Annotated in this window: 28 protein-coding genes; 18 read left to right on the plus strand and 10 right to left on the minus strand. The window is 60.3% G+C overall.

Translation table 11 applies throughout. The features are described from left to right. The first annotated feature begins 128 nt into the window (after nucleotides 1–128). The 4 genes from C8N42_RS10905 to C8N42_RS10920 are packed head-to-tail and all read left to right on the plus strand — an operon-like array spanning nucleotide 129 to nucleotide 3,101. Complete coding sequence (locus C8N42_RS10905; protein ID WP_107816706.1) at nucleotides 129–1,310, plus strand: bifunctional 2-C-methyl-D-erythritol 4-phosphate cytidylyltransferase/2-C-methyl-D-erythritol 2,4-cyclodiphosphate synthase; 1,182 nt, start codon at nucleotides 129–131, stop codon at nucleotides 1,308–1,310. A 25-nt stretch (nucleotides 1,311–1,335) separates the two neighbouring features. Next, entirely contained in the window at nucleotides 1,336–1,833 is a 498-nt protein-coding gene (locus C8N42_RS10910; RefSeq protein ID WP_107816601.1) for a phosphatidylglycerophosphatase A family protein, read from the plus strand. Beyond that, nucleotides 1,830–2,330 carry a CinA family protein gene (locus tag C8N42_RS10915; protein ID WP_107816602.1) on the plus strand — a complete coding sequence of 167 codons (501 nt, stop codon included), beginning with the start codon at nucleotides 1,830–1,832 and terminating at the stop codon, nucleotides 2,328–2,330. Before C8N42_RS10910 ends, C8N42_RS10915 begins: the two co-directional genes overlap by 4 nt. A 21-nt stretch (nucleotides 2,331–2,351) precedes the next feature. After that, nucleotides 2,352–3,101, plus strand: a complete 750-nt coding sequence (locus C8N42_RS10920) for a sulfite exporter TauE/SafE family protein (protein ID WP_107816603.1) — start codon at nucleotides 2,352–2,354, stop codon at nucleotides 3,099–3,101. Between the two features lie 4 nt (nucleotides 3,102–3,105). On the opposite strand, the gene C8N42_RS10925 is transcribed toward C8N42_RS10920, so the two are convergent. After that, complete coding sequence (locus tag C8N42_RS10925) at nucleotides 3,106–3,552, minus strand: type II toxin-antitoxin system RatA family toxin (protein WP_107816604.1); 447 nt, start codon at nucleotides 3,550–3,552, stop codon at nucleotides 3,106–3,108. A 78-nt stretch (nucleotides 3,553–3,630) separates the two neighbouring features. Here C8N42_RS10925 and hpt point away from each other — a divergent pair, with 78 nt between their 5' ends. Both hpt and C8N42_RS10935 read left to right on the plus strand, forming a co-directional pair. Further along, nucleotides 3,631–4,197, plus strand: a complete 567-nt coding sequence (gene hpt / locus C8N42_RS10930) for a hypoxanthine phosphoribosyltransferase (protein WP_107816605.1) — start codon at nucleotides 3,631–3,633, stop codon at nucleotides 4,195–4,197. Further along, the gene (locus C8N42_RS10935; RefSeq protein ID WP_107816606.1) at nucleotides 4,194–4,391 is read left to right on the plus strand and encodes a hypothetical protein; all 198 of its coding nucleotides are present in this window, start codon (nucleotides 4,194–4,196) and stop codon (nucleotides 4,389–4,391) included. Before hpt ends, C8N42_RS10935 begins: the two co-directional genes overlap by 4 nt. A 29-nt stretch (nucleotides 4,392–4,420) precedes the next feature. On the opposite strand, the gene C8N42_RS10940 is transcribed toward C8N42_RS10935, so the two are convergent. From C8N42_RS10940 to lipA, 3 genes are all read right to left on the minus strand, one after another. Beyond that, nucleotides 4,421–5,314 carry a LysR family transcriptional regulator gene (locus tag C8N42_RS10940; RefSeq protein ID WP_107816607.1) on the minus strand — a complete coding sequence of 298 codons (894 nt, stop codon included), beginning with the start codon at nucleotides 5,312–5,314 and terminating at the stop codon, nucleotides 4,421–4,423. A 105-nt stretch (nucleotides 5,315–5,419) separates the two neighbouring features. After that, entirely contained in the window at nucleotides 5,420–6,535 is a 1,116-nt protein-coding gene (locus C8N42_RS10945) for a THUMP domain-containing class I SAM-dependent RNA methyltransferase (protein ID WP_107816608.1), read from the minus strand. Then, nucleotides 6,536–7,486, minus strand: a complete 951-nt coding sequence (gene lipA, locus C8N42_RS10950) for a lipoyl synthase (protein WP_107816609.1) — start codon at nucleotides 7,484–7,486, stop codon at nucleotides 6,536–6,538. Between the two features lie 204 nt (nucleotides 7,487–7,690). Here lipA and C8N42_RS10955 point away from each other — a divergent pair, with 204 nt between their 5' ends. Next, nucleotides 7,691–8,239: a peroxiredoxin gene (locus C8N42_RS10955; RefSeq protein ID WP_107816610.1), complete on the plus strand. Its 549-nt coding sequence runs from the start codon at nucleotides 7,691–7,693 to the stop codon at nucleotides 8,237–8,239. 138 nt (nucleotides 8,240–8,377) lie between these two features. Here the strand turns inward: C8N42_RS10955 and C8N42_RS10960 are convergent, their stop codons facing one another. Next, the gene (locus tag C8N42_RS10960; RefSeq protein WP_107816611.1) at nucleotides 8,378–9,301 is read right to left on the minus strand and encodes a hydrogen peroxide-inducible genes activator; all 924 of its coding nucleotides are present in this window, start codon (nucleotides 9,299–9,301) and stop codon (nucleotides 8,378–8,380) included. A gap of 407 nt (nucleotides 9,302–9,708) precedes the next feature. After that, complete coding sequence (locus C8N42_RS10965; protein ID WP_107816707.1) at nucleotides 9,709–10,869, minus strand: DUF6456 domain-containing protein; 1,161 nt, start codon at nucleotides 10,867–10,869, stop codon at nucleotides 9,709–9,711. 352 nt (nucleotides 10,870–11,221) lie between these two features. Here C8N42_RS10965 and C8N42_RS10970 point away from each other — a divergent pair, with 352 nt between their 5' ends. The 11 genes from C8N42_RS10970 to C8N42_RS11020 all read left to right on the plus strand — a co-directional run bounded on the left by C8N42_RS10970 (nucleotide 11,222) and on the right by C8N42_RS11020 (nucleotide 21,423). Next, on the plus strand, nucleotides 11,222–11,515 hold the full coding sequence (locus C8N42_RS10970; RefSeq protein WP_107816612.1) for a DUF6477 family protein: 294 nt from the start codon (nucleotides 11,222–11,224) through the stop codon (nucleotides 11,513–11,515). A gap of 169 nt (nucleotides 11,516–11,684) precedes the next feature. Then, nucleotides 11,685–13,256 (plus strand): glutamine-hydrolyzing GMP synthase, encoded by a 1,572-nt coding sequence (gene guaA / locus C8N42_RS10975; protein ID WP_107816613.1) that lies wholly within the window; start codon nucleotides 11,685–11,687, stop codon nucleotides 13,254–13,256. A 115-nt stretch (nucleotides 13,257–13,371) separates the two neighbouring features. After that, nucleotides 13,372–13,650, plus strand: coding sequence for a putative quinol monooxygenase (locus tag C8N42_RS10980; protein ID WP_211309179.1), 279 nt, complete (start codon nucleotides 13,372–13,374; stop codon nucleotides 13,648–13,650). Further along, nucleotides 13,647–14,543, plus strand: a complete 897-nt coding sequence (locus C8N42_RS10985) for a DMT family transporter (RefSeq protein ID WP_107816615.1) — start codon at nucleotides 13,647–13,649, stop codon at nucleotides 14,541–14,543. The genes C8N42_RS10980 and C8N42_RS10985 overlap by 4 nt, the downstream gene beginning before the upstream one ends. A 168-nt stretch (nucleotides 14,544–14,711) precedes the next feature. Beyond that, nucleotides 14,712–15,836, plus strand: coding sequence for an OmpP1/FadL family transporter (locus C8N42_RS10990; protein WP_107816616.1), 1,125 nt, complete (start codon nucleotides 14,712–14,714; stop codon nucleotides 15,834–15,836). Nucleotides 15,837–16,103: 267 nt separating this feature from the next. Then, complete coding sequence (locus C8N42_RS10995; RefSeq protein ID WP_107816617.1) at nucleotides 16,104–17,021, plus strand: DMT family transporter; 918 nt, start codon at nucleotides 16,104–16,106, stop codon at nucleotides 17,019–17,021. A gap of 58 nt (nucleotides 17,022–17,079) precedes the next feature. Next, the gene (locus C8N42_RS11000) at nucleotides 17,080–17,952 is read left to right on the plus strand and encodes an ATPase (protein ID WP_107816618.1); all 873 of its coding nucleotides are present in this window, start codon (nucleotides 17,080–17,082) and stop codon (nucleotides 17,950–17,952) included. A 32-nt stretch (nucleotides 17,953–17,984) separates the two neighbouring features. After that, a complete protein-coding gene (locus tag C8N42_RS11005; protein WP_107816619.1) occupies nucleotides 17,985–18,908 on the plus strand; it encodes a homoserine O-succinyltransferase in 924 nt (307 codons plus the stop codon). 5 nt (nucleotides 18,909–18,913) lie between these two features. Next, nucleotides 18,914–19,837, plus strand: coding sequence for an alpha/beta fold hydrolase (locus C8N42_RS11010; RefSeq protein ID WP_146168262.1), 924 nt, complete (start codon nucleotides 18,914–18,916; stop codon nucleotides 19,835–19,837). Nucleotides 19,838–19,882: 45 nt separating this feature from the next. Further along, on the plus strand, nucleotides 19,883–20,782 hold the full coding sequence (ppk2, locus tag C8N42_RS11015) for a polyphosphate kinase 2 (RefSeq protein ID WP_107816621.1): 900 nt from the start codon (nucleotides 19,883–19,885) through the stop codon (nucleotides 20,780–20,782). 23 nt (nucleotides 20,783–20,805) lie between these two features. Continuing rightward, nucleotides 20,806–21,423 carry a TetR/AcrR family transcriptional regulator gene (locus C8N42_RS11020; RefSeq protein ID WP_107816622.1) on the plus strand — a complete coding sequence of 206 codons (618 nt, stop codon included), beginning with the start codon at nucleotides 20,806–20,808 and terminating at the stop codon, nucleotides 21,421–21,423. A 78-nt stretch (nucleotides 21,424–21,501) separates the two neighbouring features. On the opposite strand, the gene C8N42_RS11025 is transcribed toward C8N42_RS11020, so the two are convergent. The 4 genes from C8N42_RS11025 to C8N42_RS11045 all read right to left on the minus strand — a co-directional run bounded on the left by C8N42_RS11025 (nucleotide 21,502) and on the right by C8N42_RS11045 (nucleotide 25,310). Next, a complete protein-coding gene (locus C8N42_RS11025; protein ID WP_107816623.1) occupies nucleotides 21,502–22,287 on the minus strand; it encodes a hypothetical protein in 786 nt (261 codons plus the stop codon). A gap of 205 nt (nucleotides 22,288–22,492) precedes the next feature. Continuing rightward, complete coding sequence (locus C8N42_RS11035) at nucleotides 22,493–23,608, minus strand: ABC transporter ATP-binding protein (RefSeq protein WP_107816625.1); 1,116 nt, start codon at nucleotides 23,606–23,608, stop codon at nucleotides 22,493–22,495. Then, nucleotides 23,608–24,408 carry an ABC transporter permease gene (locus tag C8N42_RS11040; protein WP_107816626.1) on the minus strand — a complete coding sequence of 267 codons (801 nt, stop codon included), beginning with the start codon at nucleotides 24,406–24,408 and terminating at the stop codon, nucleotides 23,608–23,610. The genes C8N42_RS11035 and C8N42_RS11040 overlap by 1 nt, the downstream gene beginning before the upstream one ends. Further along, nucleotides 24,405–25,310 (minus strand): ABC transporter permease, encoded by a 906-nt coding sequence (locus C8N42_RS11045; protein WP_107816627.1) that lies wholly within the window; start codon nucleotides 25,308–25,310, stop codon nucleotides 24,405–24,407. Before C8N42_RS11045 ends, C8N42_RS11040 begins: the two co-directional genes overlap by 4 nt. Nucleotides 25,311–25,391: the final 81 nt, after the last annotated feature.

Here is a 25,391-nt window from a genome sequence, read left to right on the forward strand (position 1 = left end):
CAGCCGCGAGTCGCAAAGGATCAAGGCGAAAAATGTGGCGAAAAACAACAGATGCACAAAATTTGATCATCACAAAGGTCAAAAACAGCGCATTGCAAGCCTGCGCGCCACCGATTATGCCAAATCTCATGACAAAGATCGCAGCTCTGATCGTCGCCGCCGGACGCGGCACCCGCGCGGGCGGGGAGATGCCGAAGCAATGGCAGAGGCTTGGGGCCACGCCCGGAGCCCTGCGCGTCATCGACCATGCCATCGCCGCCTTTCGCCCACATGTGGCGCGCGTCGTGGTGGTGCATCACCCGGACGACATGGACCTCGCGCAAAGCCTTGAAAACGTGACACTCGTTCCGGGCGGCGCGACGCGTGCGGCCTCGGTGAAAGCAGGGCTTGAGGCGCTCGAAAACGAAGGGATCGACAAGGTTCTGATCCATGACGCGGCCCGCGCCCTGATCCCCGCCGAGGTAATCAGGGGCGTGCTTACGGCGCTCGAAAATCACAACGGTGCGGCCCCGGCGCTCATGGTCACGGATGCGCTCTGGCACGCAGGCAACTCACGAAATGCCGCGCAAACAGGCGTTTTCGTCGACGGCACCCGCGACCGCAACGGGCTTTACCGGGCCCAGACGCCGCAGGGTTTTGCCTTCGAGGCCATTCTGGCCGCGCATCGCGCACACGCGGGCGAGGCCGCCGATGACGTCGAAGTCGCCCGCGCCCATGGCATCGCGGTTGCGATCACCGAAGGCTCGGAAGAGAATTTCAAGATCACCCACCCCGGCGATTTCGCCCGGGCCGACGCGCTTGTGCGTCAAAGAACCGAGGAGAAAGCACAAATGGAAATCCGGCTGGGCAATGGCTATGATGTGCACCGCTTCGGCGAGGGGGACCACGTCTGGCTCTGTGGCGTGAAGGTTCCGCACGGGCGCAGCCTTCAGGGCCATTCCGACGCCGACGTGGGCATGCATGCGCTCACCGATGCGATTTACGGCGCACTGGCGCGCGGCGACATCGGCCAGCATTTTCCGCCCACCGACCCACAATGGAAAGGCGCCGAGAGCCATATCTTCCTGCGCCATGCCATCGGGCTTGCGCGCGAGATGGGCTATGAGATGATGAATTGCGACGTCACGCTGGTTTGCGAACGCCCCAAGGTGGGACCCCATGCCGCCTCGATGCGCGCGGCACTGGCCGATATCATGGGCGTCGATGTGGAGAAAGTGTCGGTCAAGGCGACCACCTCCGAGCGGCTCGGGTTCACCGGGCGCGAAGAAGGCATCGCCGCGCTGGCGACCGCGGCGTTGATCAAGAGTTGAACGAAAGCTGTCGAGGAGAGACCGGATGAACCCCTATGCGGAACTGATCGCGACCATCGCCAAGGTCGGTTACATGAAACCGGCTTCGGGCACATGGGGATCGGCGGCCGCCGTGCCTCTGTTCTGGGCGCTGCATGAAAGCCTCGGCGTGCCCGGCGTTCTGATTGGCACTGTCATCGCCTTTGTCGCGGGGCTCTGGGCCACGCAGAAGATGATACAGGCCAAGGGTGAGGAAGACCCCTCCGAGATTGTCATCGACGAGCTTGTGGGCATGTGGATCGCGCTCATCCCCGTCTCCATCGGCTCTGCCATGGCCGGTGCGCCCTCTACCGCGCTCTGGCCCGCATGGCCCACCGCCTTTCTCGCCTTCCGGCTGTTCGACATCTGGAAACCCGGCCCCGTCGGTTGGGCCGACCGGCGCGGCGACGCATTGGGCGTGATGCTCGATGACGTGATCGCGGGCGTGTTCGCCGCCATTGTCGTCGTGATCTTCGCGGGCGTCTATCACGGGCTGATCCAATGACCTCGCATGCCACGCCCCTGCCCCTTGCTCTCGCCGAAGAGGTGCTGGCACGCGCGCGTGCGACGGGCGTGATGATCGCCACCGCCGAAAGCTGCACCGGCGGGCTTATCGTCGGCAGCCTAACCGAAATCCCCGGCTCATCGGATGTGGTGGATCGCGGCTATGTCACCTACTCCAACACCGCCAAGCGTGAGATGATCGGGGTGTCTCCGGTTACGCTCGCCGAACACGGCGCGGTGTCCGAGCAAGTGGCGCAGGAAATGGCCGAAGGGGCATTGGCGAAATCCATGGCCAGCGTCGCAATCTCTGTGACCGGCATCGCGGGCCCCGGTGGCTCAGAACACAAACCCGAAGGCCGGGTCTGTTTCGGGCTCGCCCGCAAGGGGGCAACAACGGTGGTGGAAACCGTGGATTTCGGCCCCCTGGGGCGCAGCGCGGTGCGCGGCGCGACAGTGGAACACGCGCTCGAAATGCTGCGTTCCGCGCTCAGGGGATAAGCGCCGGATCGGGAGGGGGACATGGTCGACATCTTGCTGGTGCTCGTCGCCGGAATTCTCGGTGGCATGCTCAATGCCGTCGCAGGCGGCGGCACGTTTCTGACCCTGCCCGCACTGATCTTCGCGGGCGTTCCTCCGGTCTCGGCCAATGCCACCGCCACGCTCAGCGCCCTGCCCGGCTATCTCAGCAGTGTCTGGGCCTATCGCCACGACCTTCACACGACGCCCAACATGCCCGCCACGCGGATGGTCGTCGTGTCGGCATTCGGCGGCATTCTTGGCGCGGTCCTGCTTCTGCTCACCCCCAACGACACGTTTCTCATAGCGGTGCCCGCGCTCATGGCGCTCGCCACGCTCCTGTTCGCCGGGGGACCGCAACTGATCCGCCGCCTCCTCGCCCGCGACATGCTGGCGCCTGCGGGCGCGGCGGTCGCGCTGTTGCTGGTGTCGATCTATGGCGGCTATTTCAACGGCGGGTTAGGGATCATGCTTCTGGCTGTGCTGGGCCTCATCGGCTTCACCGACCTGCACGCGATGAACGGGCTCAAGAATGCGCTGTCGGTCCTGCTCTCACTGGTCTCCGCCGCAACCTATGCGCTGGCGGGCGTCATCGCCTGGGACTACGCGGCACTTCTGGCCGAGTCCATGATAGCAGGCGGCTTCCTCGGCGCGCATTACGCCCGACGCATCCGCAACACGGCCCGGCTCAAACAGTTCATCGTGCTGGTCGGGCTGGTGATGACCGTGATTTTCACGGTTCGGCTGCTCTGAGCCCTCAGCCATACAACTCCTGCGCCCGGCGCTCAAACGCCCGCACGATACGTTGCATTGCCTCGTTGAACACCACGCCGATCACGCCCTGCAAAATTGCGTTCTTGAATTCGAAATCGACGAAGAACTCAATGTCGCAGCCGCCGTCTGCGGCGGGCGTGAAGGTCCACCAGCTTTTCATGTAGCGAAACGGCCCGTCGAGATATTCCGTGTCGATCTTGCGCTCTGCCGGATAGAGTTTCACCCGCGAGCCGAATTTCTCGCGAAAGACCTTGAAGGAAATCACCAGATCCGCAAGCATCAACTCGTGATCGCCCATATCCGTACGCGAGCGAATGCGCGCGGCGGCGTTCCACGGCAGGAATTTCGGGTAGCTCTCCACATCCGCCACAAGTGCATACATCTGGTCGGCACTATAGGGGAGGTGTTTTGTTTCCTGATGCGTCGGCATGGTCTCTGGTCTGTCTGGGTCCGGCCTGATACATCTATGGCGGGGACAAAAAATGCAAGGGTCCAAAGAGGGGACAGCATGACGCAGCGGCCATATCACATCGAAACCATGATCTCGGCCAAGGCCATCGCCGCCCGGATCGAGGACCTCGCGAAAGAGATCCGGCAAGCCTACAGGGACACGGACAAGATCGTCGTCGTTGGCCTGTTGCGCGGCTCTTTCGTCTTCATCGCCGATCTGGTGCGCGAACTTGAAATGAATGTCGAGGTCGATTTCCTCGAAGCCTCCTCCTACGGCAGTGGCACCGAATCCTCGCGTGAGGTGAAAATTCTCAAGGACCTGCGCGGCCCGATCGAAGGCCGTGACGTTCTGGTCGTCGAGGACATCGTCGACACCGGACATACGCTTTCCGCCGTTCTCAAGCTTTTGCAATCGCGCAACCCGCGCAAACTGGAGACCATCGCCCTGCTCGACAAACCGGCGCGGCGCGAAGTCGATCTCAAGGCCACCTGGACCGGCTTCGAAATTCCCGACGCCTTCGTCGTCGGCTATGGCATCGACTTTGCCCAGGCCAACCGCAACCTGCCTTTCATCGGCTCCGTCGTCTTCGATGACGAAGTCCCGGAAGCCGGAGGCAAAGCGTGAACCAACTCCGCTGGCTGATGCGCGCGAAACGCTGGGCGCAAAATCCACCGTCGGCAAAGCGGGTCAAATTTGTTTTTGCCATCATCGCCGCCTGTCTCGCGCTTTATGCCGTGGAGAAAACCGTCGGCCTGCCGGACTGGATGAAGGTTGCGGGCCAGACCCATCCCAAGATCCGGCCCGCAGAACAGCCCTGAGCGTTCATCGCTCACTCAGCCCCTTCCCCTCAAGAAGACATCTGCATCAGGGCTTTGCCCATCAGCCGCGGCTCCTCGCCTTCCAGCGCTGTCGCGATCCGCGCGCGTGCCTGACGCAAACGCGGTGCATCGGCGAGATCGGCATGGGAGGCCACGAAAACCGGTAATGGCGGCAGATCGACCACCGGCTCCACCGGCACCAGCATCTTCGCGGCATCGCCCAGCACGACCGGGAGCATCACGCGCCCCATGCCGGTCTCGGCCAGCGCACGCAGGGTCAGGAAACTGTCGGCGGCGGCCACGAAATCGACTTTCCGACGCTCCAGTTCCTCGCGAAGCTTCTGCGCCGCATGGGATCGTCCAATCGCCCCCGTAAGGCCGATCCAGCGATCCGTCGGCACATCTGCGGAACGGGCATAGAAGCCGAACCGCATCTGCGTCGCCATTTCCCCATGCATATCCTCCGGCAGTTTGAACGTCGGGCGCACCGTGACATCGGCATGCAGCCGCGACAGGTCCAGATGCGCGTTGTTCGAGATCAGTTCGAAAGACAGCTCTTTCTCATGCGCGGAAAGCCGCGCCAGAAGCGGTGGCAGCACCACCTGACAGAAGGTGTCCGTGGATGTCACCCGGATCACCCCGGCCAGCGGCGCCTCGCCCGCCCGCGCCAGACGTTCGACCGCACTGACAGCGGCCTCCACCTCACGCGCTGCCTCGATCAGCCGCAGTTTCTCGGGCGCGATCTCATAACCGCGTACCGATTTCTCGAACAGCTCGACGCCGAGGCGTTTCTCGATCCCTGCCACACGACGCAAGACGGTGGCATGGTTCACACCAAGCTCGCGCGCCGCCCCCGACACGGACCCCGTGCGCGCAACGGCCAGCACGAACCGGTAATCGTCCCAATTCGGCCTGTGCATCATTTCAAAACCTCCCCTCCTATACGTATGAATTTTAGCATAGGAATGTGGGAAAATGCCTTGAGTAAGATCACATTCAAAGCGAATTTCGCACGGGCAAGTGCAAAGTCAGGATTGCAAAACTGCCGTTCTGTAAAGGCGCACTTTCAGGCCGCCATGGGCAATCGGTGCAGAAACAGGCAGCCAGGGCAGGCCCGTCGCATGCGCCAGTTGCCCGTCGGAGGTGATCATGCCAACCCGCCAGCCCGCGAAACGGTCCAGCATCACCTGCCCGAAAGCACCGTAAAGTGCGTAGAGGTCTTTCTTTTTGCCAATCCGTGCCCCGTAGGGCGGGTTGACGATCACCAGCCCCGGCGCACCCCCGGGCCGTTCGATCTCCGACACCGGTACGGGTTTGAAGGTACACAGATCGGCCACGCCCGCACGCCCGGCATTGTCGTTCGCCATGCGCACAACATTTACATTGCGATCAGAGCCGTGGAAGCGCAAAGCCGTCTCACGCTCATGCCAGTCCGTCTTGAGATTTTGCACAGCCTCGGGATCGAAAGGCGCAAGATGCTCGAAAGCAAAGCTCCGCACCCGCCCCGGCATCATACCCCGTGCCCATTCCGCCGCCTCGATCACGAAAGTTCCCGAACCGCACATCGGATCGAGCACCGGTTCCGCCCCCTCATAGCCGCAGGCACGCAGAAACAGCGCCGCCATGGTTTCGCGCATCGGCGCCTTGCCGACGCCCGCCTTATAACCACGCTTGTGCAGCGCCTCGCCAGAAGTGTCGACGGAGAGGATCACATTGTCATCCTCGATCCGCACCTTGAGGACCACCTCGGCCTGCGCCGAGACCGGCGCGCCAAGCTCCTCGGTAATGGCCCGCTCGATGCGCTCCTGCGCGGCACCGGCATGGTAAATCTTGTTGCGCTTGCCGGTCACCACCTCGACACGGAACGGCACATCGGCGCGCAGCACCTCACCCCACGGAAATTTACGCGCGCGTTTGTCGAGCTGGGCAAGGTGAAACGCCCGGAAAGACCCGATCCGCGCCAACACACGTGCAGCCCCGCGCAACACAAGGTTTGCCCGCACCACATCGACCCATGTGCCCTCGAAAGTCACGCCGCCGCCCACGGCGACGGGCGACGGAAAGCCCGCCTCCACCGCCTCCTCAAGCAGGTACGGCTCAAGCCCCGGCTGGGTGCCGAGGAAAATTTCAAATGTTCCGGACACTTACGCCTGACCGAATTTCTTCAGACGGTTCTCGCGCAGACGCGCGAAATCGTCGCCCGCATGATAGGACGAGCGCGTCAACGGCGTGGCAGACACCATCAGAAAACCCTTGTTGATCGCGGCTTTCTCATAGCTCTTGAACGCATCCGGCGTGATGAACTCCGCGACCGCATGGTGTTTCGGCGTCGGCTGCAAATACTGCCCGATGGTCATGAAGTCGATGTCGGCGGCGCGCATGTCGTCCATCACCTGCAACACTTCGGCGCGCTTCTCGCCAAGGCCCACCATGATCCCCGATTTGGTGAACATGGTCGGATCGAGTTCCTTCACCCGCTGCAACAGGCGCAGGGAGTGGAAATAGCGCGCACCGGGACGCACCTCATGATAGAGGGCCGGCACGGTCTCAAGGTTGTGGTTGAACACATCGGGCTTGGCCGCGACCACGGTTTCCAGTGCCGAGGGGGCGCATTTCAGGAAATCGGGCGTGAGAATTTCGATGGTGGTTCCGGGACTGCGTTTGCGCACAGCCCGGATGGTCATGGCGAAATGCTCCGCCCCACCGTCCTCAAGATCGTCACGGTCCACCGAGGTGATCACCACATGCTTGAGACCGAGTTTCTGGACCGCATCGGCCACCCGTCCCGGCTCGAACACGTCGAGCGCGTCGGGACGCCCGGTCGCGACGTTGCAGAAGGTGCAGCCACGGGTACAAATCTCCCCCATGATCATCATGGTGGCATGGCCCTGCGACCAGCATTCGCCCGCGTTCGGACAGCCCGCCTCTTCGCACACCGTCACCAGTTTGTGCTCGCGCATGATCCTGTGCGTGTCCATATAGCCCTTCGACGTGGGCGCTTTCACACGGATCCAATCCGGTTTCTTCGGCTGGGCGTTGTCGGGACGATGCGCTTTTTCGGGATGGCGCTGGTCGGGGATCTTGAGATCACGCATGGCGGGATGCTTTTCCGTTTGGGCTTTTCCGTTTGGATCACGATATAGGCAACCTGCCCGCAAATGTCTCGTGAAATCCGCGTATTTCGCCTGTGCAGCGATTTTCGCTGCAGGCGCATTGATAGGGCGTTTGGAATCGCTCTAAAAGATGCGGCATAATGAAGCGTCTCCTCTCAGGAAAGGCGCAAGCTCAAGGAGTTTCCCATGAAAGCCGGTTACAAACTGCCCGAAGTGACCTTCCACACCCGCGTTCGCGACGACAGCATCGGCGGTCCGAACCCGTTCAAATGGGAGGACAAGACCACCTCCGATTACTTCGCCGGAAAGCGCGTCGTGCTGTTTTCCCTGCCGGGTGCCTTCACGCCCACCTGCTCCACCTATCAGCTTCCGGGCTTTGAAAAAGGTTTCCCGGAATTCAAGGAAATGGGCATCGACGCGATCTATTGCATGTCCGTCAACGACAGCTTCGTCATGAATAAATGGGCGCAATCTCAAGAGCTTGAGAATGTCCAGGTGATCCCGGACGGTTCCGGCGAATTCACCCGCCGCGTTGGCATGCTGGTGCGCAAGGACAATCTCGGCTTCGGCCTGCGCTCCTGGCGTTACGCCGCCGTCGTCAACGACGGTGTCGTCGAAGCCTGGTTCGAGGAGCCGGGTCTGTGCGACAACCACGGTGAAGATCCCTATGGCGTGTCCTCGCCGGAAAACGTGCTCAAGTGGCTCAAGGGCGAAGCTGCGGAAGCTGTCGCTTAAGACATACGCTCAATCGAGTTGACAAAAGGCCCGTGGATAAACCCGCGGGCCTTTTTGCATCTGCAGCATCCCTAGATGTGCTGAATACGGTCGCATACCGGGAATACGCGCGACGCATGGCTTCCTCAGCCCATCCCTTCAAGCACGCGCCCGCGCCTCGCTCATCAACTCCTCCCCCGCATCCGCCAAAAGCGCCGCCAATTCCGTGAACCATGCCTTCACCTCGGTCGACTGCCGCCGCACCAAAGCAACAACGCGCTGCGGCTCCGGTTCCGGGAAACGCATCACCGCCATATCGGGGCTGGCCGCCATTTCCGAGCACAGCGCGATTTCAGGCAAAAGCGTCAGACCGAAGCCCTGCGCCACCAGCCCGCAGAGCGTCGCAAGCGACGAGGCCCCGAGATCGACCGATTGCCGGTTTCGTTTCAATCCGCAGACTTCAAGCGCCTGATCGGCAAGGCAATGTCCCTCGTCCAGAAGCAGGAGCGTATCCGGAGACAGTTCCGTCGGACGCGGCACCGTGGCCTCGCTCAGCGCCGCGATCCGGGCTTTGGATCCGGCCAGAAGAAAGCGGTCGGTGAACAGCGGCTCCGCCATCAGCCCCTGCGTTTCGTAAGGCAGCGCGATCACCGCCGCGTCAAGCTTGCCAGAAGCCACAAGCGCGATCAGTTCCGCCGTCTGCGCCTCCCGCACCCGCATGTCGAGATCGAGCGCCGCCGCCTTGATCCGGGTCAGCGCACGCGGCAACAGGTAGGGCGCGATCGTCGGAATGACCCCCAGTGTCAACCGCCCGGTCAGCCCTTTTGAGAGCCGAATTTCCGCCTCCAGATCGCGGGTCATCGCCAAAATCTGCCGCGCCCGGTCCAAGACCACCTGCCCCGCCCGTGTCAGCCGAATATCTCGCGGCAGGCGCTCAACCAGTTGCGTTCCAAGCGTGGCTTCCATTTCCTTGATCTGCTGCGACAGCGCGGGCTGGGTCACATGCACGGTTTCGGCCGCCAGAGAAAAGCTGCGGGTCTCGGCCAGCGCAACGAAATAAGTCATTTGTCTGAGCGTTAGCATGGCCCCTCCATTCATTAGGATAACTAATATCAGACTGCGGAAATTACAATTTCAATTGATCGACCTGCGCCGCTATGCCCGCACCACCCGGCAACGGGGAAATCCCGCCCCAGAGTAAGGCCGCGGGATCGGGTCGGAGACGGCCCACCTTGAGCACGTCTGCTCCGCGCAGACCAACTGACACCCGAAGGCTGGACCTTCGGGTGCTTTTTCAGGGCACATTTTGGAACGGTTATCGGGGCTTTGTCCCGGTCGTCCGGGACTCCGTCCGTGAAATCCCCAAACGCTCCCCCGGAGCGTTTGCCGGAGCAAACCCCCGGACTGGCCTGCCCTCGCAAGTGTGCGAGGGCGTTCGCGCCTTGAAAAAATCCACTGGACCTTTTCATCCTGCCTAGCAGGACCGACGCTCACCCAATCAGATTGCTGTACCCGGCGGCGTCGTAGTGCTTTTTCAACCGTTGCAACGCAATGCGCAGCACGATCTTGCCGGAGCGTGCCGACCAGCCCATACGTTTTTCCGCCTGCTCCATGCCTTCGAGAAAACAGCAGCAGCGCAGCGCTACATCGCCAAGCCCCGGCCCGAGTTCCCCGAGAGCGACCGCGACCCGAGCTTTCGCCGCCTTCGCGCCAAAGCCCTGAACATCGCCCTTCACCCGCCCGGCATCGAGCAGGAAACACTCCCAGTTCACGCCACCCTCGCCCATCTGCGCCAACTCGAAGTCTTCGCGCAGCCGCTCTGCCGCCGCAACCAGTTCGGTCGAGAGAAACATTTCGCCGTCCTTGTCGCGCCGCCGCGCCAACACCATCACCGGGCTCTCGGTGGCATTGTAGCGAATGCGCCTCGGACGGTTTTCGGCGCGCGGATCGGCGCGGAAGGGAAAGCTGTCGGATGTGACCTCGAACCGCACAGGCGCCTCGGCAAATCCGGCGCGCGCGCCCTCCTCTTCGGCCAGAAACCCGCGCAGCGCCGCCCGGCCCGCCGCAGTGATCGTGTAGCGCGTGATCTTGCCCTTGGCATTGGCGGCGATCCAGTCCTTGAGTGCCATGGCCTGTGCCACGGGCCGATCAAGCACCGCCGTGCGCGCCGTACGCCCGTCGGGCAAATCGCGCACCACCACCGCTTTCTCCATGTCTTTCGCCACCGCCAGACAGGCCCCCGGCTCCGACAGACGGCGCAGAATGCGGCGGGCTTCGCGTGCAATGGTCGCATCGTCCGGCGGGGTGGAACCGGTCGGCGCGTCGAACGGGCTTTGGTCAGTCATGACTGTCTTGTCCTTGGTATCGTGGGGGGAGGGGCGCAGGCACATCGGAGCCTCGACATCGGTCGCCCCCTTCGGCGCGAGACGGCTGAGCGAGGATAATACCTCGTCAATCAGCGGATCGTCCCGCTTCTGTTCGATCTTGCGCACCTGACGCATCACGGTCGAGGGCGCACAGCCTCCCCGTCGCGCCAGTTCGCGTATCGTGTCACCGCGTTCCGTATGCGCCAGATAGCGCTTGGCCTCCTGTGGCACCCATTCCGGAAGATACCTCCCCGACCCGACCGTTCCTTTCCCAGTTTCCAGCATATTTTCCCCGGCATTCAGACTAATTGTTTCCATTTAAGACACAGTTAAGATTTGGGCCCCTTGCAATCGCACAGATTTCAACAGGATTTGCACAAGTTATCCCCCGACTTATCCCGAATCCCAGATCAACCATGAGTTGCAATTGGTTACGCAAAGGTTAACTGTTTCCCGTTTTGTCATTGTAATTTCTTGTCTCTCAACAATATCACGACAGATCGTTCGCGATATCGAAACAATACGCAACACATGCCAAGGTTGTGCAAAACTTCTTCTGTATCGTTTTATCCACGACCCGGCGCCCGGTACCGGACGGTGAAACCGGACAGGCGCCACCCCAACAGGAGATCCGCCCATGACCGACGTCACAACCCTGCTTTCCACCCTGCGCCGCCCCCGCCTTCTGATCCGCGCTGCACGACTCGGCCTTGAGCATTACAACCGCAATCGTGACCTCAAACGGGTGATGCGCACCGGCACCGCGCCTTCGCCCGCCCGCGCGCTCACCGCGCTGATTGAGGAAGAGGCGCGCATGGAGGACATCCGCCGCTCGGGCGATGCGACCTATAATGTGACCCGCCATGTCGAGGTGCTGATCGCCCTGATGGGAGAGGCCCGACTGTTGCCAGAGGAGCGACACGCCGCCTGAGCCGGTCCCTCTCTCTTTCACAGGCCTCCGTCTGTGCCGCCCCCGTTTCCGCCGCGACTGGCCGAAACGGGGGCTTTTTCATACCCGTGAGCAACAAGACCGCCTCAACAAGAGGGCGAATGCGGGAATCCATCTTGCCTGAATCCGTCCACGCGCATAAAGGCAGGGCATGACCCAGATTTCCCATGACCGCCTCCTCATCATCGACTTCGGTTCTCAGGTGACGCAGCTCATCGCGCGCCGTCTGCGCGAGCTGAACGTCTATTGCGAAATCCACCCCTATCAGAAGGTCACCGACGCCTCGCTGAAAGAGTTCGCCCCGAAGGCGATCATCTTTTCCGGCGGCCCGGATTCGGTGATGCGCGAGGGCAGCCCACGTCCGCCGAAAGCGGCCTATGAGATGGGCGTCCCGATCCTCGGTATCTGCTATGGCCAGCAGGTGATGATGCACGATCTCGGCGGCCGGGTCGAAGCCGGCGAACATGCCACCGCAGAGTTCGGTCGCGCTTATGTGACTCCCACCGAGAACCGCCCCGAATTCCTCAAGGGTTGGTTCATGGACGGCACCGGCAAGGAGCAGGTCTGGATGAGCCACGGCGATCACGTCGCCGAAATCGCTCCGGGGTTCGAGGTCTACGGCACCTCCCCCGGCGCGCCCTTCGCGATCACCGCCGATCTGAGCCGCAATTTCTACGCCGTGCAGTTCCACCCGGAAGTGCATCACACGCCGAACGGCGCGACGCTCTATGAGAATTTCGTGAGACTTGCCGGGTTCACCGGCGACTGGACCATGGGCGCTTACCGCGAAGAGATGATCGCGAAAATCCGCGAACAGGTCGGCGACAGCCATGTGATCTGCGGCCTCTCCGGCGGCGTCGACAGTTCCGTGACCGCGATCCTCTTGCACGAGGCGATCGGCGATCAGCTCACCTGCGTGTTTGTCGATCACGGCCTGCTGCGGCTTAACGAGGCCACCGAAGTCGTGAAAATGTTCCGCGACAATTACAACATCAAACTGATCCACGCCGATGAGAGCGATCTCTTCTTAGGCGAGCTTGAGGGCGTTTCCGACCCGGAAACAAAGCGCAAGACCATCGGCAAACTGTTCATCGACGTATTCCAGAAATACGCCTCCGAGATCGAAGACGCGGAATTCCTCGCGCAGGGCACACTCTATCCCGATGTGATCGAGAGCGTGTCGTTCTCCGGCGGCCCCTCCGTGACGATCAAATCGCACCACAACGTCGGCGGCCTTCCGGAAAAAATGGGCCTCAAACTGGTCGAACCGCTGCGCGAGCTGTTCAAGGACGAAGTGCGCGCGCTGGGGCACGAGTTGGGCCTTCCGGCCAGCTTCATCGGTCGCCACCCCTTCCCCGGACCGGGCCTCGCGATCCGTTGCCCCGGCGAGATCACCCGCGAAAAACTCGACATCCTGCGTAAAGCCGATGCCGTCTATATCGACCAAATCCGCAAGCACGGGCTTTACGACGACATCTGGCAGGCCTTCGCCGCCATCCTGCCGATGCGCACCGTGGGCGTGATGGGCGACGGGCGGACCTATGACTACGCGCTGGCACTCCGCGCGGTGACCTCGGTCGATGGCATGACCGCGGACTATTACCCGTTCAGCCATGAATTCCTCGGCGAGACCTCGACCCGGATCATCAACGAGGTGAAAGGCGTGAACCGCGTGTTCTACGACTGCACCTCGAAACCGCCGGGAACGATCGAGCTGGAATGATCTCCGCCACCCACAAAATCGCAAAGGCGTTCTCCACCGCGAGAGCGCCTTTTCTTTTGCCAATCGCCCCGCCGCCTCGTTATGGAAGAAAAACCCGATGAAGGAGGAGCATCCGGTGAGCAAGATCCTGTTGACAGGCACGATGACCTGCGCGCCCGAAGAGGTGGAGCATGTTCTGGCGCTCATGCCCGAGCACATCCGTCTGTCGCGTGCCGAACCCGGCTGTCTGCAATTCGATCTCTGGCAGGACGAGGTGCGCCCGACCGAGTTTCACGTCACGGAAGTCTTCCGCGATGCATACGCGTTTGACGCCCATCAGGATCGCACGCGCAGCTCCGACTGGTTCCGTGTCACCGGCCACATGCATCGCGATTTCAGGAAGACATCCGCATGAGCACACAAAGCCATCCACTGAAGGCCGCGCTCTGGATGAGCGGCGCGCTTCTGGGCTTTTCGGCCATGGCCGTGGCCGGACGCAAACTCGCCGGACATCTCGATACGTTCGAAATCCTCGGCTACCGCTCTTTCTTCGGCCTCTTGATCGTGCTCGCCGTCGCCCTGCCGCAGCGCCGTCTTGCGGAATTTCGCCCCAAGGCCATGGCGCTCCACATCGGGCGCAATCTCGGGCATTTCGCCGGACAGAACCTTTGGCTCTACGCGCTCACCCTGATCCCCATGGCCCAGCTTTTCGCACTGGAATTTTCCTATCCGATCCTCGTCGGTCTGGGTGCCACGCTTTTTCTGGGGGAAAAGATGACCCCCACGCGGGCGCTGACCTCGGTCATGGGATTCGTCGGTATCCTGATTGTCGCGCGGCCCTTCGGCGGGGCGCTCTCCATCGGGCTGATCGCCGCCATGCTTTGCGCCTTCGGCTTTGCCGCCTCCGCGCTCTTCACCAAGCGGCTGACGCTCACCGCCCATGTCTCCGTCCTGTCGATCATGTTCTGGATGGTCACGCTGCAACTGATCTTCGGGCTGGTTTGCGCCTTCGCAGACGGGCATGCGGTGCTGCCGCGTCTTCAGGACGTGCCATGGGTGATCGTTGTCGCCATCTCGGGGCTTGGGGCGCATTTCTGCCTGACCACCGCGCTGTCTCTGGCGCCCGCCTCCATTGTCACGCCCATCGACTTCCTGCGCCTGCCGATCATCGCGGTCATCGGCATGGCCTTTTATGGGGAAGGCATCGACATATGGGTCTTCATCGGTGCGGCGATCATTTTTTCCGCTAATTACATCAATATCTTGTCCGAAAACCGCCGGATGGCCCGATTGAGCAGCCCCGCCTGATGCAGAAAAGCCATGATCGCAACCGTGCAACCATGACGCGGCGTCAGAATTGCTTGAAATCTTGTCGCAGCTTAGGCTGAGTGAACAATAAGAGCGAAAAGTCGCTCAACACGACACACTATACAGATCTAAGGAAGCGGGCCCCGTGCCCGTCAGGGATGGAGATCAATGAAAAACACGACACTTTTGGCGGCCTCTCTGGCCGTCGGCGCCACTGGCGCATACGCAGGTGGGATGGATCGCTCCGGAATGTCCATTGCGCCCCTTTTCGAAACGGGCACCTATGTCGAGCTGAGCTTTGGTTCCGTGAACCCGGATGTTTCAGGCAGCTTTGCAGCAAGCGTTCCGCTTATAGGTGGTATTTCGTCCGGCGACCTGACCCCATCCTACACGCAACTCAGCGCGGCCTATAAACGCGACCTTTCCGAAAACCTGTCCATGGCGATCATCCTCGACCAGCCCTTTGGCGCGGATGTGGACTACCCGGACGGCACAGGCTACGTCTACCAGGGTAGCAATGCTTCGGTGGAAACCACAGGCGTCACTGCCGTCTTGCGCTACAAGTTCAATGACCGTTTCTCGGTCCACGGAGGCGTTCGCAACCTGACCTCCAAGGGAACTGTCGAGATTCCGATTGTCGGACCCAGAGGGTACACGATGGAGACCTCGACGGAAAATGACTGGGGGTACCTGATTGGTGCCGCTTACGAGATTCCGGATATCGCTCTGCGTGCCAGCCTGACTTATAATTCCGCCATCGACATCGACTTCACAGCCTCCGAGGATTTCTCGGGAGGGACAGCTGCTGCAAACAAGTCCCCCCTTTCTGTCACGATGCCGCAATCTGTGAATTTCGATTTCCAGACCGGGATCGCCGCAGACACGCTTTTGATGTTCTCCGCACGTTGGGCCGAATGGACCGAAACCGTGATTGCCCCGCAACTCTACAGCTCGCCCAGCTTCGTCAATGACAATCTCGTCGATCACAACGACGACACCATCTCCTACAGTCTCGGTGTCGGACGTCGTTTCAACGACAAGCTCTCCGGCTCGCTTTCCGTTGGCTATGAGAAATCTTATGGTGGGCTTCAAGGGAACCTGTCGCCGCGTGACGGCTACAAATCCATCACTGCCGGTCTGAAATACCAGATCACCGAACAAACCGCAATTTCGGGTGGCGTGTCCTATGTCTGGGTCGGCGATGCGAAAACAACATACGCCCCCTCGATTAATCCCTCTTTTGAGGACAACACTGCCATCGGTGTCGGGCTCAAGCTGTCGCATCACTTCTGATCCGGTCCGCATATCTTTGAGAAAGGCCCTGCGATTTGCGGGGCCTTTTTCGTTTCCCACGGATCAAAAAACGTGATGCGCGTTTGCACAAATTCCGGTTTGCCAAGCCGCACCACTCAGGTGATTTTGCGCCGAAAGCGTTTCGCATAAAATCTGAATCACAGATTTAATGTGAAGCGCCCGCAACGCTCATACGAGGCACTGCGTTTTGCTTTTTCCCTGTTTCAGATAAAAAACAAAACGCTTTAACCGCATAAGGATCGCATCATGGCCCCGCAAAAGACCATCTCCGCCGCCGCATGGGCCGGGCTTTTCGCCATGGGGTTTCTCTGGGGCTGCTCTTTTCTGGCCGTCGCGATCCTGATCCGGGAGGTGCCGATCTACTGGGTGGTCGCGGGTCGGGTCAGCCTCGCGGCCCTTATGCTCTGGACCTATGTCCTGCTCAAAGGGCTGCCAGTCCCGTCTTTCTCACGCTATCTCTGGCGGTTCATTCTTGTCGGGGCACTAACCTCGGCAGTTCCCTTCCTGTTGATCACATGGGCGCAGCACCATATTCCTTCGGGGCTCGCGGGCATTCTCAACGCCTCCACCGCGATCTTCGGCGTGCTCTTCGCCGCCCTGATCTTTGCCGATGAAAAGCTGGGCTTTCGCAAGGGCACGGGGGTCGCACTCGGCGTTCTGGGCATCGTGGCCGTCATTGGCCCGGAGGCTCTCAAATCCTTCGATCTGACCTCTCTGGGGCAGCTCGCCATGATCGCCGCCACCATGTCCTACGGGGTGTCCAACTCGGTCGGGCGCATCCTCTTGTCCGAGTTGCGCCCCGAGGTCGCCGCCGCCGGAATGCTCACGGGGGCCGCGCTTGTCGCGCTTCCGGTGGCGTTTGTGGTTACGGGTGCACCGCCCCTGACGCTCAAAACGGAGAGCTGGGGAGCGCTGCTGTATTTGTCAATCATGTCCACCAGCCTCACCTATATCATCTATTACAAGGTGATGGCGGCGGCGGGTGCGGGCAACACCTCGCTTACCACGCTGATCGTGGCGCCCGTCTCCATCGCGCTGGGGGCTGCGGTGCTGGGCGAAAGCCTGCCGCCGCAGGCCTATGTCGGCTTCGGGCTGATCGCGCTCGGGCTTCTGGTCATTGACGGGCGGATTTTGCAACGCTTGCGGAGGCGCGAGGCCGCTTAACCCTTGCGAGCCGACGCCTGCCGTGGCACCACCGTCACCGATCAACAGGGAAAGACCGATGAAATACAAAACGGGTGCGGAGTGGCAAGGCTGTGCGAACAAGCGCCTTATTCTCTTCGGCATGTCGGGGCTGGGTAAGACCGTGATCTCCAACATGCTGCGGGACACGGGGGAATGGTATCATTACTCCGTCGATTATCGCATCGGCACGCGATATCTGGGCGAAGCCATTGACGACAATCTGAAAAAGGTTGCCATGCGCGAGCCGTTCCTGCGCGAACAGTTCCTTTCCGACAGCATCTATATCAAGGCCAACCTGACCTTCGACAATCTCGCGCCCGTGTCCTTTTTCCTCGGAAAACCCGGCTCCGAGGCCTTGGGCGGTATTCCCATGGCCGAGTTCCGGCGGCGTCAGAAACTGTTTCGTGAGGCGGAAGAAGCGGCGCTTCTCGATACGCATCATTTCATCGAACGGGCACAATCGCTTTACGGCTATCCGCATTTCGTCTGCGACACCGGCGGTTCGATCTGTGAATGGGTCGATCCCGCGAACCCGGAGGACCCGATCCTGAGGGCGCTTTCCGACGACGCGCTTCTGGTCTGGATCAAAGGCTCGGAAGCCCATACCGGAGAGCTGATCCGCCGGTTCGACAAGGCCCCGAAACCCATGGCCTACCAACCGGAATTCCTTTCGGCGATCTGGGAGGAATATCTCACGGAGAAGAACCTCAAGGAAGATGCGGTCAACCCGGACGATTTCATCCGCTACACCTATGCCCGCGCGCTGGCACATCGCCAGCCGCGTTATGAGGCGATGGCGGACACCTGGGGCATCACCCTCGATTACGAGGATGTCAAACGGATCAAGGGCCCCGACGACTTCATGGCACTGATCGCCACGGCGCTTGATCATCGCGCAAAAGAGTCCTAAATCACCTACCCTCAGCGTTAAGGAGTGTTCAGATGCCCATCACCCTGCCCGAAAACCTTCCCGCCTATGACGTGCTCTCCGCCGAGGGCGTCATGGTCATGGGGGAGGGTCGGGCCGCACGGCAGGACATCCGGGCGCTCAAAATCGGGCTTCTGAACCTCATGCCGAAGAAAATCCAGACGGAGAACCAGTTCGCCCGTCTGATCGGCGCCACACCGCTTCAGATCGACTTTCATCTGATCCGCATGAGCGAGCATCAGACGAAAAACACCGCCGCCGAGCATATGGAACAGTTCTACCGCCCTTTCTCCGAGGTCAAGGCCTCCGGCGAGAAGTTCGACGGGCTGATCATCACCGGCGCACCGATCGAGCACCTGCCTTTTGAGGAGGTCACCTATTGGGACGAGCTCAAGGAAGTGTTCGACTGGACCCAGACCCATGTACATTCCACCTTCGGCGTCTGCTGGGGCGGGATGGCGATGATCTATTACTTCCACGGGGTGCGAAAACACCCGTTGGATCACAAGGCGTTCGGGTTGTTCCAACAGGAAAACCTCGCCCCCAGTTCGCCCTATCTGCGCGGGTTTTCGGATCTGTGCTACATCCCGGTAAGCCGCTGGACCGAAATGCGTCAGGCGGAAATCGACGCCGTTCCGGGCCTCGTGCCGCTTTTGGGATCGGATGAAACCGGGCCATGCCTCGTGCAGGACCCTGAGCATCGCGCGCTCTACATCTTCAACCATTTCGAATATGACACGGGCACGTTGTATGAGGAATATCAACGGGATGTCGAGGCGGGCAAAGAGATCATCCTGCCAAAGCACTATTTCCCGAACGACAACCCGTCGCTGCGCCCGATGAACCGCTGGCGTTCGCACGCGCACCTGCTCTATGGCAACTGGATCAACGAGATTTACCAGACGACGCCCTATAATCTGGACGAAATCGGGAGTTGAACGGCGTGGTCGCCCGCGCACCGAACCCGCTTACTCAGATGCCGCTTCGGCAGGGTCCGTTGCGGGCGCTGAAAACCCGGCGCAAAGGCGATCTGATCAAAGGCGCGGGCGGCGCGGTGATCCATATCGAAAGCTATGGCCCAATGGACGCCCCGCCGGTGGTGCTGATCCACGGCCAGTCCGGCTCGACCTATGACATGACATTCGCGCTCGCGCCAAGGCTGGCCGAGCAGTTTCGGGTCTATGTCGTGGATCGTCCGGGTTTCGGTCACAGTCCCTATCACAAGGATGAAAGTCTCACCGGACAGGCCCGCGCGATCCGCGAGGCCGTGGCCGAAATCGAGGCGCGCGCGCCCATCGTTCTGGGTCAGTCTTATGGCGGTGCCGTGGCTTTGCGTTGGGCCGTCGACGTGCCGACATCCCTTGCCGCACTCGTTCTTGTCTCCTCGCCCTCGCATCATTGGGAGATCAACGCCCCACGGCTGCATAGCACCCTGGCGCGTCCGGTGATCGGCTGGTGGGCGGCGGAGCTGATTTCCTTTCTGACCCCGCAGGCCATCGTCACGCAACAGCTCGCCAAGGTCTTTGCCCCGAACCCGGTACCCGAAGGCTATGCCGATCATTTCCAGCCCCGCAATTCCATTGTTCCGCGTCGCCACCGGCTCAATGCGCGGCAACGGGTGGCGCTCAAGGACGAGATTTTCGAGATGATGGACCTCTATCGCCAGATCGAAATGCCGATCGAGAGCGTTCAGGGCATTTCCGACATCATCGTGCCGGAAATCTTACACGCCAAGCCGTTCGACGCACGCGTGGAGACGAACCGTCTCACCCGGCTCGAAGGCATCGGCCATATGCCACATCACGTTGCGACAGATGAGGTCGTGCAGGCCGTCACACGCGCCGCCACGCGTTGCAACCGGGACTGAAAAACCCCATAGTGTTAAAGAGATTAACACGGAAAGCGACGTGCCATGCCCGATCAACCCTCTGATCTGCCCTTTGACGGAGCCATTTCCCGCTATTACGAGAAGGACGCTCCGAAATCCATTCGCAAGGCTGTAGAGGACGGCGGCAAGAAGGAAATCCTCTCTCCATCCTTTCCCTATGAAAAATGGATGAAAAAGGCGGAGTACGAAGCGGAAATCGACGCGCTTCAGCTTGAGCTTGTAAAAATGCTCGCCGATGTACGCGAGACCGGCAAGCGCATCGTCGTCGTTTTCGAAGGGCGCGATGCGGCGGGCAAAGGGGGCACGATCAAGCGCTTTCGCGAATATCTGAACCCGCGCTCCGCCCGCATAGTAGCGCTGTCGAAACCGACCGAACGCGAAGCCGGTCAATGGTACTTCCAGCGCTATATCGACCACCTGCCGACGGCGGGGGAAATCGTGCTCTTCGACCGTTCGTGGTACAACCGGGGCGTGGTGGAAAAGGTCTTCGGCTTTTGCAGCGACGAGCAACGCGAAAAATTTTTTCACCAATTGCCCGAATTCGAAGAAATGCTGGTGTCCGAGGGCATCCAGCTTTTTAAGATCTGGCTCAACGTCGGACGTGCCGAGCAACTCCGTCGTTTCCTCGCACGGGAAAGCGATCCGCTGAAACAGTGGAAACTCTCCTCCATCGACGTCGAGGGGCTGAAACGCTGGGACGATTATACCAAGGCCATTTCCGAAACCATGGAGCGCAGCCATACGCTGATTGCGCCCTGGACGGTAATCCGCTCCGACGACAAATACCGCGCGCGGCTGAATGCGATCCGCTCCGTGCTCACCAAGATCGACTACAAAGGCAAGGATGCGAAAAACCTTGGCGAGATCGACACGCAGATCGTGGATGGGCCGAAGATTCTGATCACCGGCGATGAAGACGAATAAGCGGGACGAATGAGAGCGGCCTCATGAGCAAACGCGGCTATCATCACGGCAACCTGAAACAGGCGCTCATCGAGGCGGCATTGCAGCTGATCGAGGAGAAGGGCCCGACCGGGTTCACCCTCTCGGAGGCGGCGAAAACGGCGGGGGTGACGCCCGCCGCCGTCTATCGCCATTTCGAGGGCCGTGAAGACCTGATCGCGGAAATCGCACTTCAGGGTTTCGAGGTCTTCGCCGATTTGCTCAACTATGCTTATGACACTGGCCAGCCCTCGCCCCTTGCCTCTTTCGAGGCGGTGGGGCGCGCCTATCTGGCCTTTGCACGCAAATACCCGGGCCATTACATCGCCATGTTCGAATCCGGCATTTCCATGCAGCGCTCACCCGAGCTTTACGCCGTGGCGAACCGCGCGCTCGGCGTTCTGGAACGGGCCGCCGACCAGCTCGCCCTGCAAATCCCCGAAGGCAAACGCCCACCGCCGCAGATGTTCGCGGCGCATGTCTGGGCCATGGCGCACGGGGTCGTGGAGCTTTTCGCCCGTGGCACGCCGGGTGCACGCGTGCCCTTTCCGCCCGAAGACCTTTTGGAAACCGGAATCGGTATATACTTGCGTGGATTGGGGCTTATTCCACAGGACAAATAGGGCCACGCCTATGCAGGGTGACACGATTCATCGTGTCATAAATCCCCGCACAAGCGTCCAGTTGCCCCGGGCAACCTCTTAGTTGCATTTGTCATACCGGTAGTCACCAAATTCCAACCAGTCTTTGCCACTGTCATGGAAGACAAGAAACTCGGACCGATCCTCACCGAGCAGGGCCACCACAAAACCGCGCGGCGGTTCGGAATTGCCAAAGTAGCTGTAGGACGTCATCGCCCTGATCTGCTCTCCGTTCACTGTCACAACAGCGTCCCACTGATCTTTGGGTTTGTCGCGTATCAGATACTCGATCTGCCGCTGCATCGCTCCGCCACCGCAGTAGACGATGCCTTCCGGCGCTTCCATCGAAGCCGCCGCAGGTTTCGGAGCAACCAGGCGGGAACCGGAACACGCAGCCCTCAGGGACCTGATCGCAGCCGCCGAGCCGGTCAGATCGAATATCCCGTAACTCACATCCTGATCCGCCATGGAAAGTTTCAGCACCGCATTTGCCGCGATCTGATCAAGAACGAAGTTGTAATCGGCTGCGTCCTGAAACCGGATTTCCACCGGATAGTTATCCACGAGCTCGACAGATGCATTCATCCGTCCGACCTGGAAAGACCCCGCCTCTGTCTTGCCATCTTTCATGAACTGAATGGATATGCCCTGCTTTGCAATAATGTCCTTGCTGTCCGCATAGTCTGCTGGCGCAAATCGGATTCGATCACATTGCAGTTCGAGGGTCATGTTGTTCGCCTGAGAGAATGCATTCGGAGTTCGACCTTCACTGAAATGCCATTCGGCAAAAACAGGCGTTGCAGACATGGCGAGCATAGCCGCCGCGCAAATCATACGTTTCATCATCTGTCTCCCCTCTTTTGGAAGCGCTTACTTAAAATCCACGACACCGCGCTTTCGGAAAAAACCGATCAATGTACTGAAAAATATAAGCCTTTTGCGTTTCATGTTCATGACGAATTGCATGAAAATATGATACTCGTGGGTGCTCGTCACATAAAGAGCGACCCATCGGAAAATTGCGGCGACACCCAGAAATTCCCGCTTTCCCTCATTCACCGGCCCCAAACACCACCAGCGCGCCCGGCGACCAGCTCACCCTTGCCGGAGCGCCCACATCGAGCACATCACGCCCAAAGATGTTGCGCATGGAAATGCGAACCGGTTTGTCGACGCCTTCGAATTTGACATCGTAATAGGTCATATCACCGTAATAAACGACCTCTTCGATGGTGGCCGGGGCTTCGCGATGGGTCGCGGTCTGCCCCTCATAGAGCAGGGTCAGGGTTTCCGGACGGAAACCGACGGTGGCCTCGCCCAGAGGCACGCCGGCGGGGCATTGCTCCCCGGTGATTTCGGTTTCCCCAAGGCCCGCGACGGAGGCGATATATTTACCGCCCTCTTCGCGTACCGTGGCGGGAAGAAAGTTCATCACCCCGATGAAATCCGCGACCCGTTTCGATTTCGGCTTGCGGTAAAGCACTTCCGGATCGTCGCATTGCACGATTTCGCCCTCGAACATGACAGCGATCCGGTCGGACATGACCAGCGCCTCTTCTTGATCGTGGGTCACGAGGATGAAGGTGATCCCCACCTCGCGCTGAAGCTTGATCAGTTCCACCTGCATCTGCTCGCGCATCTTGCGGTCGAGCGCCGACAGAGGCTCGTCGAGCAGCAGCACCTTGGGTTTCAGCACCAGTGCACGGGCGAGAGCGACCCGTTGCCGCTGACCGCCAGACAACGCATGGGCGGCGCGGTGGCCGTAACCCTTGAGACCCACCATCTCCAAAGCATCCTCGGCAGCCTTGGTTTTCTCAGCCTTGCTCATCGCAGATTTGCGCAGACCGAAAGCGACATTCTGCAACACCGTCAGGTGCGGGAAGATGGCGTAGGACTGGAACACCATGTTCGTGGGCCGCTTGTTGGCCGGAACCCCGCGCATATCCTTGGACGAGATCATTACATAGCCACTGTCGTAATCTTCAAAGCCTGCGATAGTGCGCAGAAGCGTGGTCTTGCCACAACCCGACGGCCCGAGAAGCGAAAAGAACTCGCCCTGCCCGATTTCGAGATTGATATCCCGCAGCGCGTGATAATCGCCGTAATGCTTTTCCACCTTTTGCAGCGTAATCAGCGCGGGGCCGGACGGTTTTTTCTTGATGGTCATTAGAGGAAGCCCCCGGTGTCTTTAAGGCCTGCGCGTTTCGCGCCACGGCGGCGGAAGAATTCGGCAATCACGATGAGCAGAATGGAGAGCACGACAAGGATCGTGCCAAGCGCCATGACCGCCGGAAGAAGTTTCGGAAAACGCATCATCGAGAAGAGATAGACCGGAAGCGTCGGTTCGGCCCCGGTCAGGAAGAAGGCGATGATGAACTCGTCCATGGAGATGGTGAAAGAGATCAGAAGCGCGGAGATGATCCCCGGCATCACCAGCGGCAACGTCACCAGGCGGAAGGTGGACGCGGGCGTTTCACCCAGATCATAGGCGGCCTCTTCGAGCGAAGGATCGAGAGAAGCAAAAGCCGATTGCAGGATGGCGATGGCAAAGGGTGTGCAGATCAGCGTATGCCCCGCAATCACCGACCAGGCCCCGGTGTTGAAACCCATCCGCAAGATGACAATCAGGAGCGAGACGGCGACGATGATCTCCGGCAGCACCAGAGGCAACATGATGAAGCCCATGATGCCCCTCTGCCCCGGAAAAGTGTAACGCGTCGCCGCCATGGCCGCGAAAATCCCAAGGATGGTGGCAAGCACGGCAGAGGTCAACGCGATTTTCAGCGAGTTCAGAAGCGCCCCGTGCATCTCGGTCAGCGTCAGAAGCGTGGTGAACCATTCGGTCGTGAAACTCGTTAGCGGAAAGGCAATGACCGTCGAGCTGTTGAACGCGAAAAGCGGCAGCAGGAAGATCGGTGCGTAGAGGAAGATCAGATAGAGGATGGCGTAGCTTTTGAGCGATTTCATTTGCGACGCCCTCCTGTGTTACCGCCTGCGGCCTTGTTGCCCAGCAGCATGAAAACGATAGCGATCACCGCGACAATCAGCATGGCAAGCACCGCCAAAGTGGCCCCCAGAGGTGCGTTGTTGAGGCGCAGGAACTGGGTCTGGATCATGTTCGCGATCATCAGCCCGCCGGGCCCGCCGACCAAGCGCGGCGTGACGTAATCCCCGATGGTCGGGATGAAAACGATGAGCACGGCGGCGACCACGCCGGGGGCAGCCAGCGGCAGGGTCACACGCAGGAAGGTCATTGTCCGGCTCTCACCGAGATCGCGGGAGGCCTCAAGGAGAGAGCGGTCGATCTTTTCCAACGCGACGAAGATCGGCAGGATCGCAAAGGGCGCATAGGCATGAGCGAGTGTGATGATCACCGCATTGACGTTATAGAGGATGAAGGACAGCGGCTCGTCGATCGCCCCCACGGCCAGCAGGCCGGAATTGAGAACGCCGTTATAGCCGAGGATCACTTTCCACAGGAACACGCGGATCAGATAGGAGGTCCAGAACGGGATGGTGATCAGGAAAATCCAGAGCGATTTATGCTCCGGTTTCACCCCGAAGGACACGAAATAGGCAATCGGAAAGGCCAGCACCACGGTGATCAGCGTCACCAGCCCCGACACCATCAGCGAACGCAGCATGAGCTGGCGATAGAGCGGATCGGTCAGTGCCTCTTTATAGTTGGCCAGCGTAAACGTCGTGTCGAAATCGCGCACCCCGGTCTGGGTCCAGAAGGAAATCACGAAAATCGCCACCAGAGGCACCGCCAGAAGCAAAAGCGCATACAAGGCGGTCGGTGACACGAGCATCATGCCAACCCCTTGTTCCGACCGGAAGAACCGCCGCATCTTGTCACCGAATGTCATGCCCTCTTTCCCCTGGAACCGCTTTTCGAGTGTCGCTTCTTGAGCCTGTTTTCGATCCTGTGAGACTTTTGATCAAATTTG

Source organism: Celeribacter persicus, from assembly GCF_003050785.1.
Classification (GTDB): Bacteria; Pseudomonadota; Alphaproteobacteria; order Rhodobacterales; family Rhodobacteraceae; genus Celeribacter; species Celeribacter persicus.

Bases quoted from the DNA above. Each gene is read 5' to 3' on its own strand.
- C8N42_RS11035 (WP_107816625.1), bottom strand. From the start codon at position 23,608: ATGACCATCAAGAAAAAACCGTCCGGCCCCGCGCTGATTACGCTGCAA.
- C8N42_RS10960 (WP_107816611.1), bottom strand. From the start codon at position 9,301: ATGCTAACGCTCAGACAAATGACTTATTTCGTTGCGCTGGCCGAGACC.
- C8N42_RS10915 (WP_107816602.1), top strand. From the start codon at position 1,830: ATGACCTCGCATGCCACGCCCCTGCCCCTTGCTCTCGCCGAAGAGGTG.
- C8N42_RS10970 (WP_107816612.1), top strand. From the start codon at position 11,222: ATGACCGACGTCACAACCCTGCTTTCCACCCTGCGCCGCCCCCGCCTT.
- C8N42_RS10940 (WP_107816607.1), bottom strand. From the start codon at position 5,314: ATGATGCACAGGCCGAATTGGGACGATTACCGGTTCGTGCTGGCCGTT.
- C8N42_RS10905 (WP_107816706.1), top strand. From the start codon at position 129: ATGACAAAGATCGCAGCTCTGATCGTCGCCGCCGGACGCGGCACCCGC.
- ppk2 (WP_107816621.1), top strand. From the start codon at position 19,883: ATGCCCGATCAACCCTCTGATCTGCCCTTTGACGGAGCCATTTCCCGC.
- C8N42_RS10925 (WP_107816604.1), bottom strand. From the start codon at position 3,552: ATGCCGACGCATCAGGAAACAAAACACCTCCCCTATAGTGCCGACCAG.
- C8N42_RS11040 (WP_107816626.1), bottom strand. From the start codon at position 24,408: ATGAAATCGCTCAAAAGCTACGCCATCCTCTATCTGATCTTCCTCTAC.
- guaA (WP_107816613.1), top strand. From the start codon at position 11,685: ATGACCCAGATTTCCCATGACCGCCTCCTCATCATCGACTTCGGTTCT.
- C8N42_RS10965 (WP_107816707.1), bottom strand. From the start codon at position 10,869: ATGCTGGAAACTGGGAAAGGAACGGTCGGGTCGGGGAGGTATCTTCCG.
- C8N42_RS10955 (WP_107816610.1), top strand. From the start codon at position 7,691: ATGAAAGCCGGTTACAAACTGCCCGAAGTGACCTTCCACACCCGCGTT.
- C8N42_RS11005 (WP_107816619.1), top strand. From the start codon at position 17,985: ATGCCCATCACCCTGCCCGAAAACCTTCCCGCCTATGACGTGCTCTCC.
- C8N42_RS11025 (WP_107816623.1), bottom strand. From the start codon at position 22,287: ATGATGAAACGTATGATTTGCGCGGCGGCTATGCTCGCCATGTCTGCA.
- C8N42_RS10910 (WP_107816601.1), top strand. From the start codon at position 1,336: ATGAACCCCTATGCGGAACTGATCGCGACCATCGCCAAGGTCGGTTAC.
- C8N42_RS11045 (WP_107816627.1), bottom strand. From the start codon at position 25,310: ATGACATTCGGTGACAAGATGCGGCGGTTCTTCCGGTCGGAACAAGGG.
- C8N42_RS10920 (WP_107816603.1), top strand. From the start codon at position 2,352: ATGGTCGACATCTTGCTGGTGCTCGTCGCCGGAATTCTCGGTGGCATG.
- C8N42_RS11000 (WP_107816618.1), top strand. From the start codon at position 17,080: ATGAAATACAAAACGGGTGCGGAGTGGCAAGGCTGTGCGAACAAGCGC.
- C8N42_RS11020 (WP_107816622.1), top strand. From the start codon at position 20,806: ATGAGCAAACGCGGCTATCATCACGGCAACCTGAAACAGGCGCTCATC.
- C8N42_RS10990 (WP_107816616.1), top strand. From the start codon at position 14,712: ATGAAAAACACGACACTTTTGGCGGCCTCTCTGGCCGTCGGCGCCACT.
- C8N42_RS10985 (WP_107816615.1), top strand. From the start codon at position 13,647: ATGAGCACACAAAGCCATCCACTGAAGGCCGCGCTCTGGATGAGCGGC.
- C8N42_RS10995 (WP_107816617.1), top strand. From the start codon at position 16,104: ATGGCCCCGCAAAAGACCATCTCCGCCGCCGCATGGGCCGGGCTTTTC.
- hpt (WP_107816605.1), top strand. From the start codon at position 3,631: ATGACGCAGCGGCCATATCACATCGAAACCATGATCTCGGCCAAGGCC.
- lipA (WP_107816609.1), bottom strand. From the start codon at position 7,486: ATGCGTGATCTCAAGATCCCCGACCAGCGCCATCCCGAAAAAGCGCAT.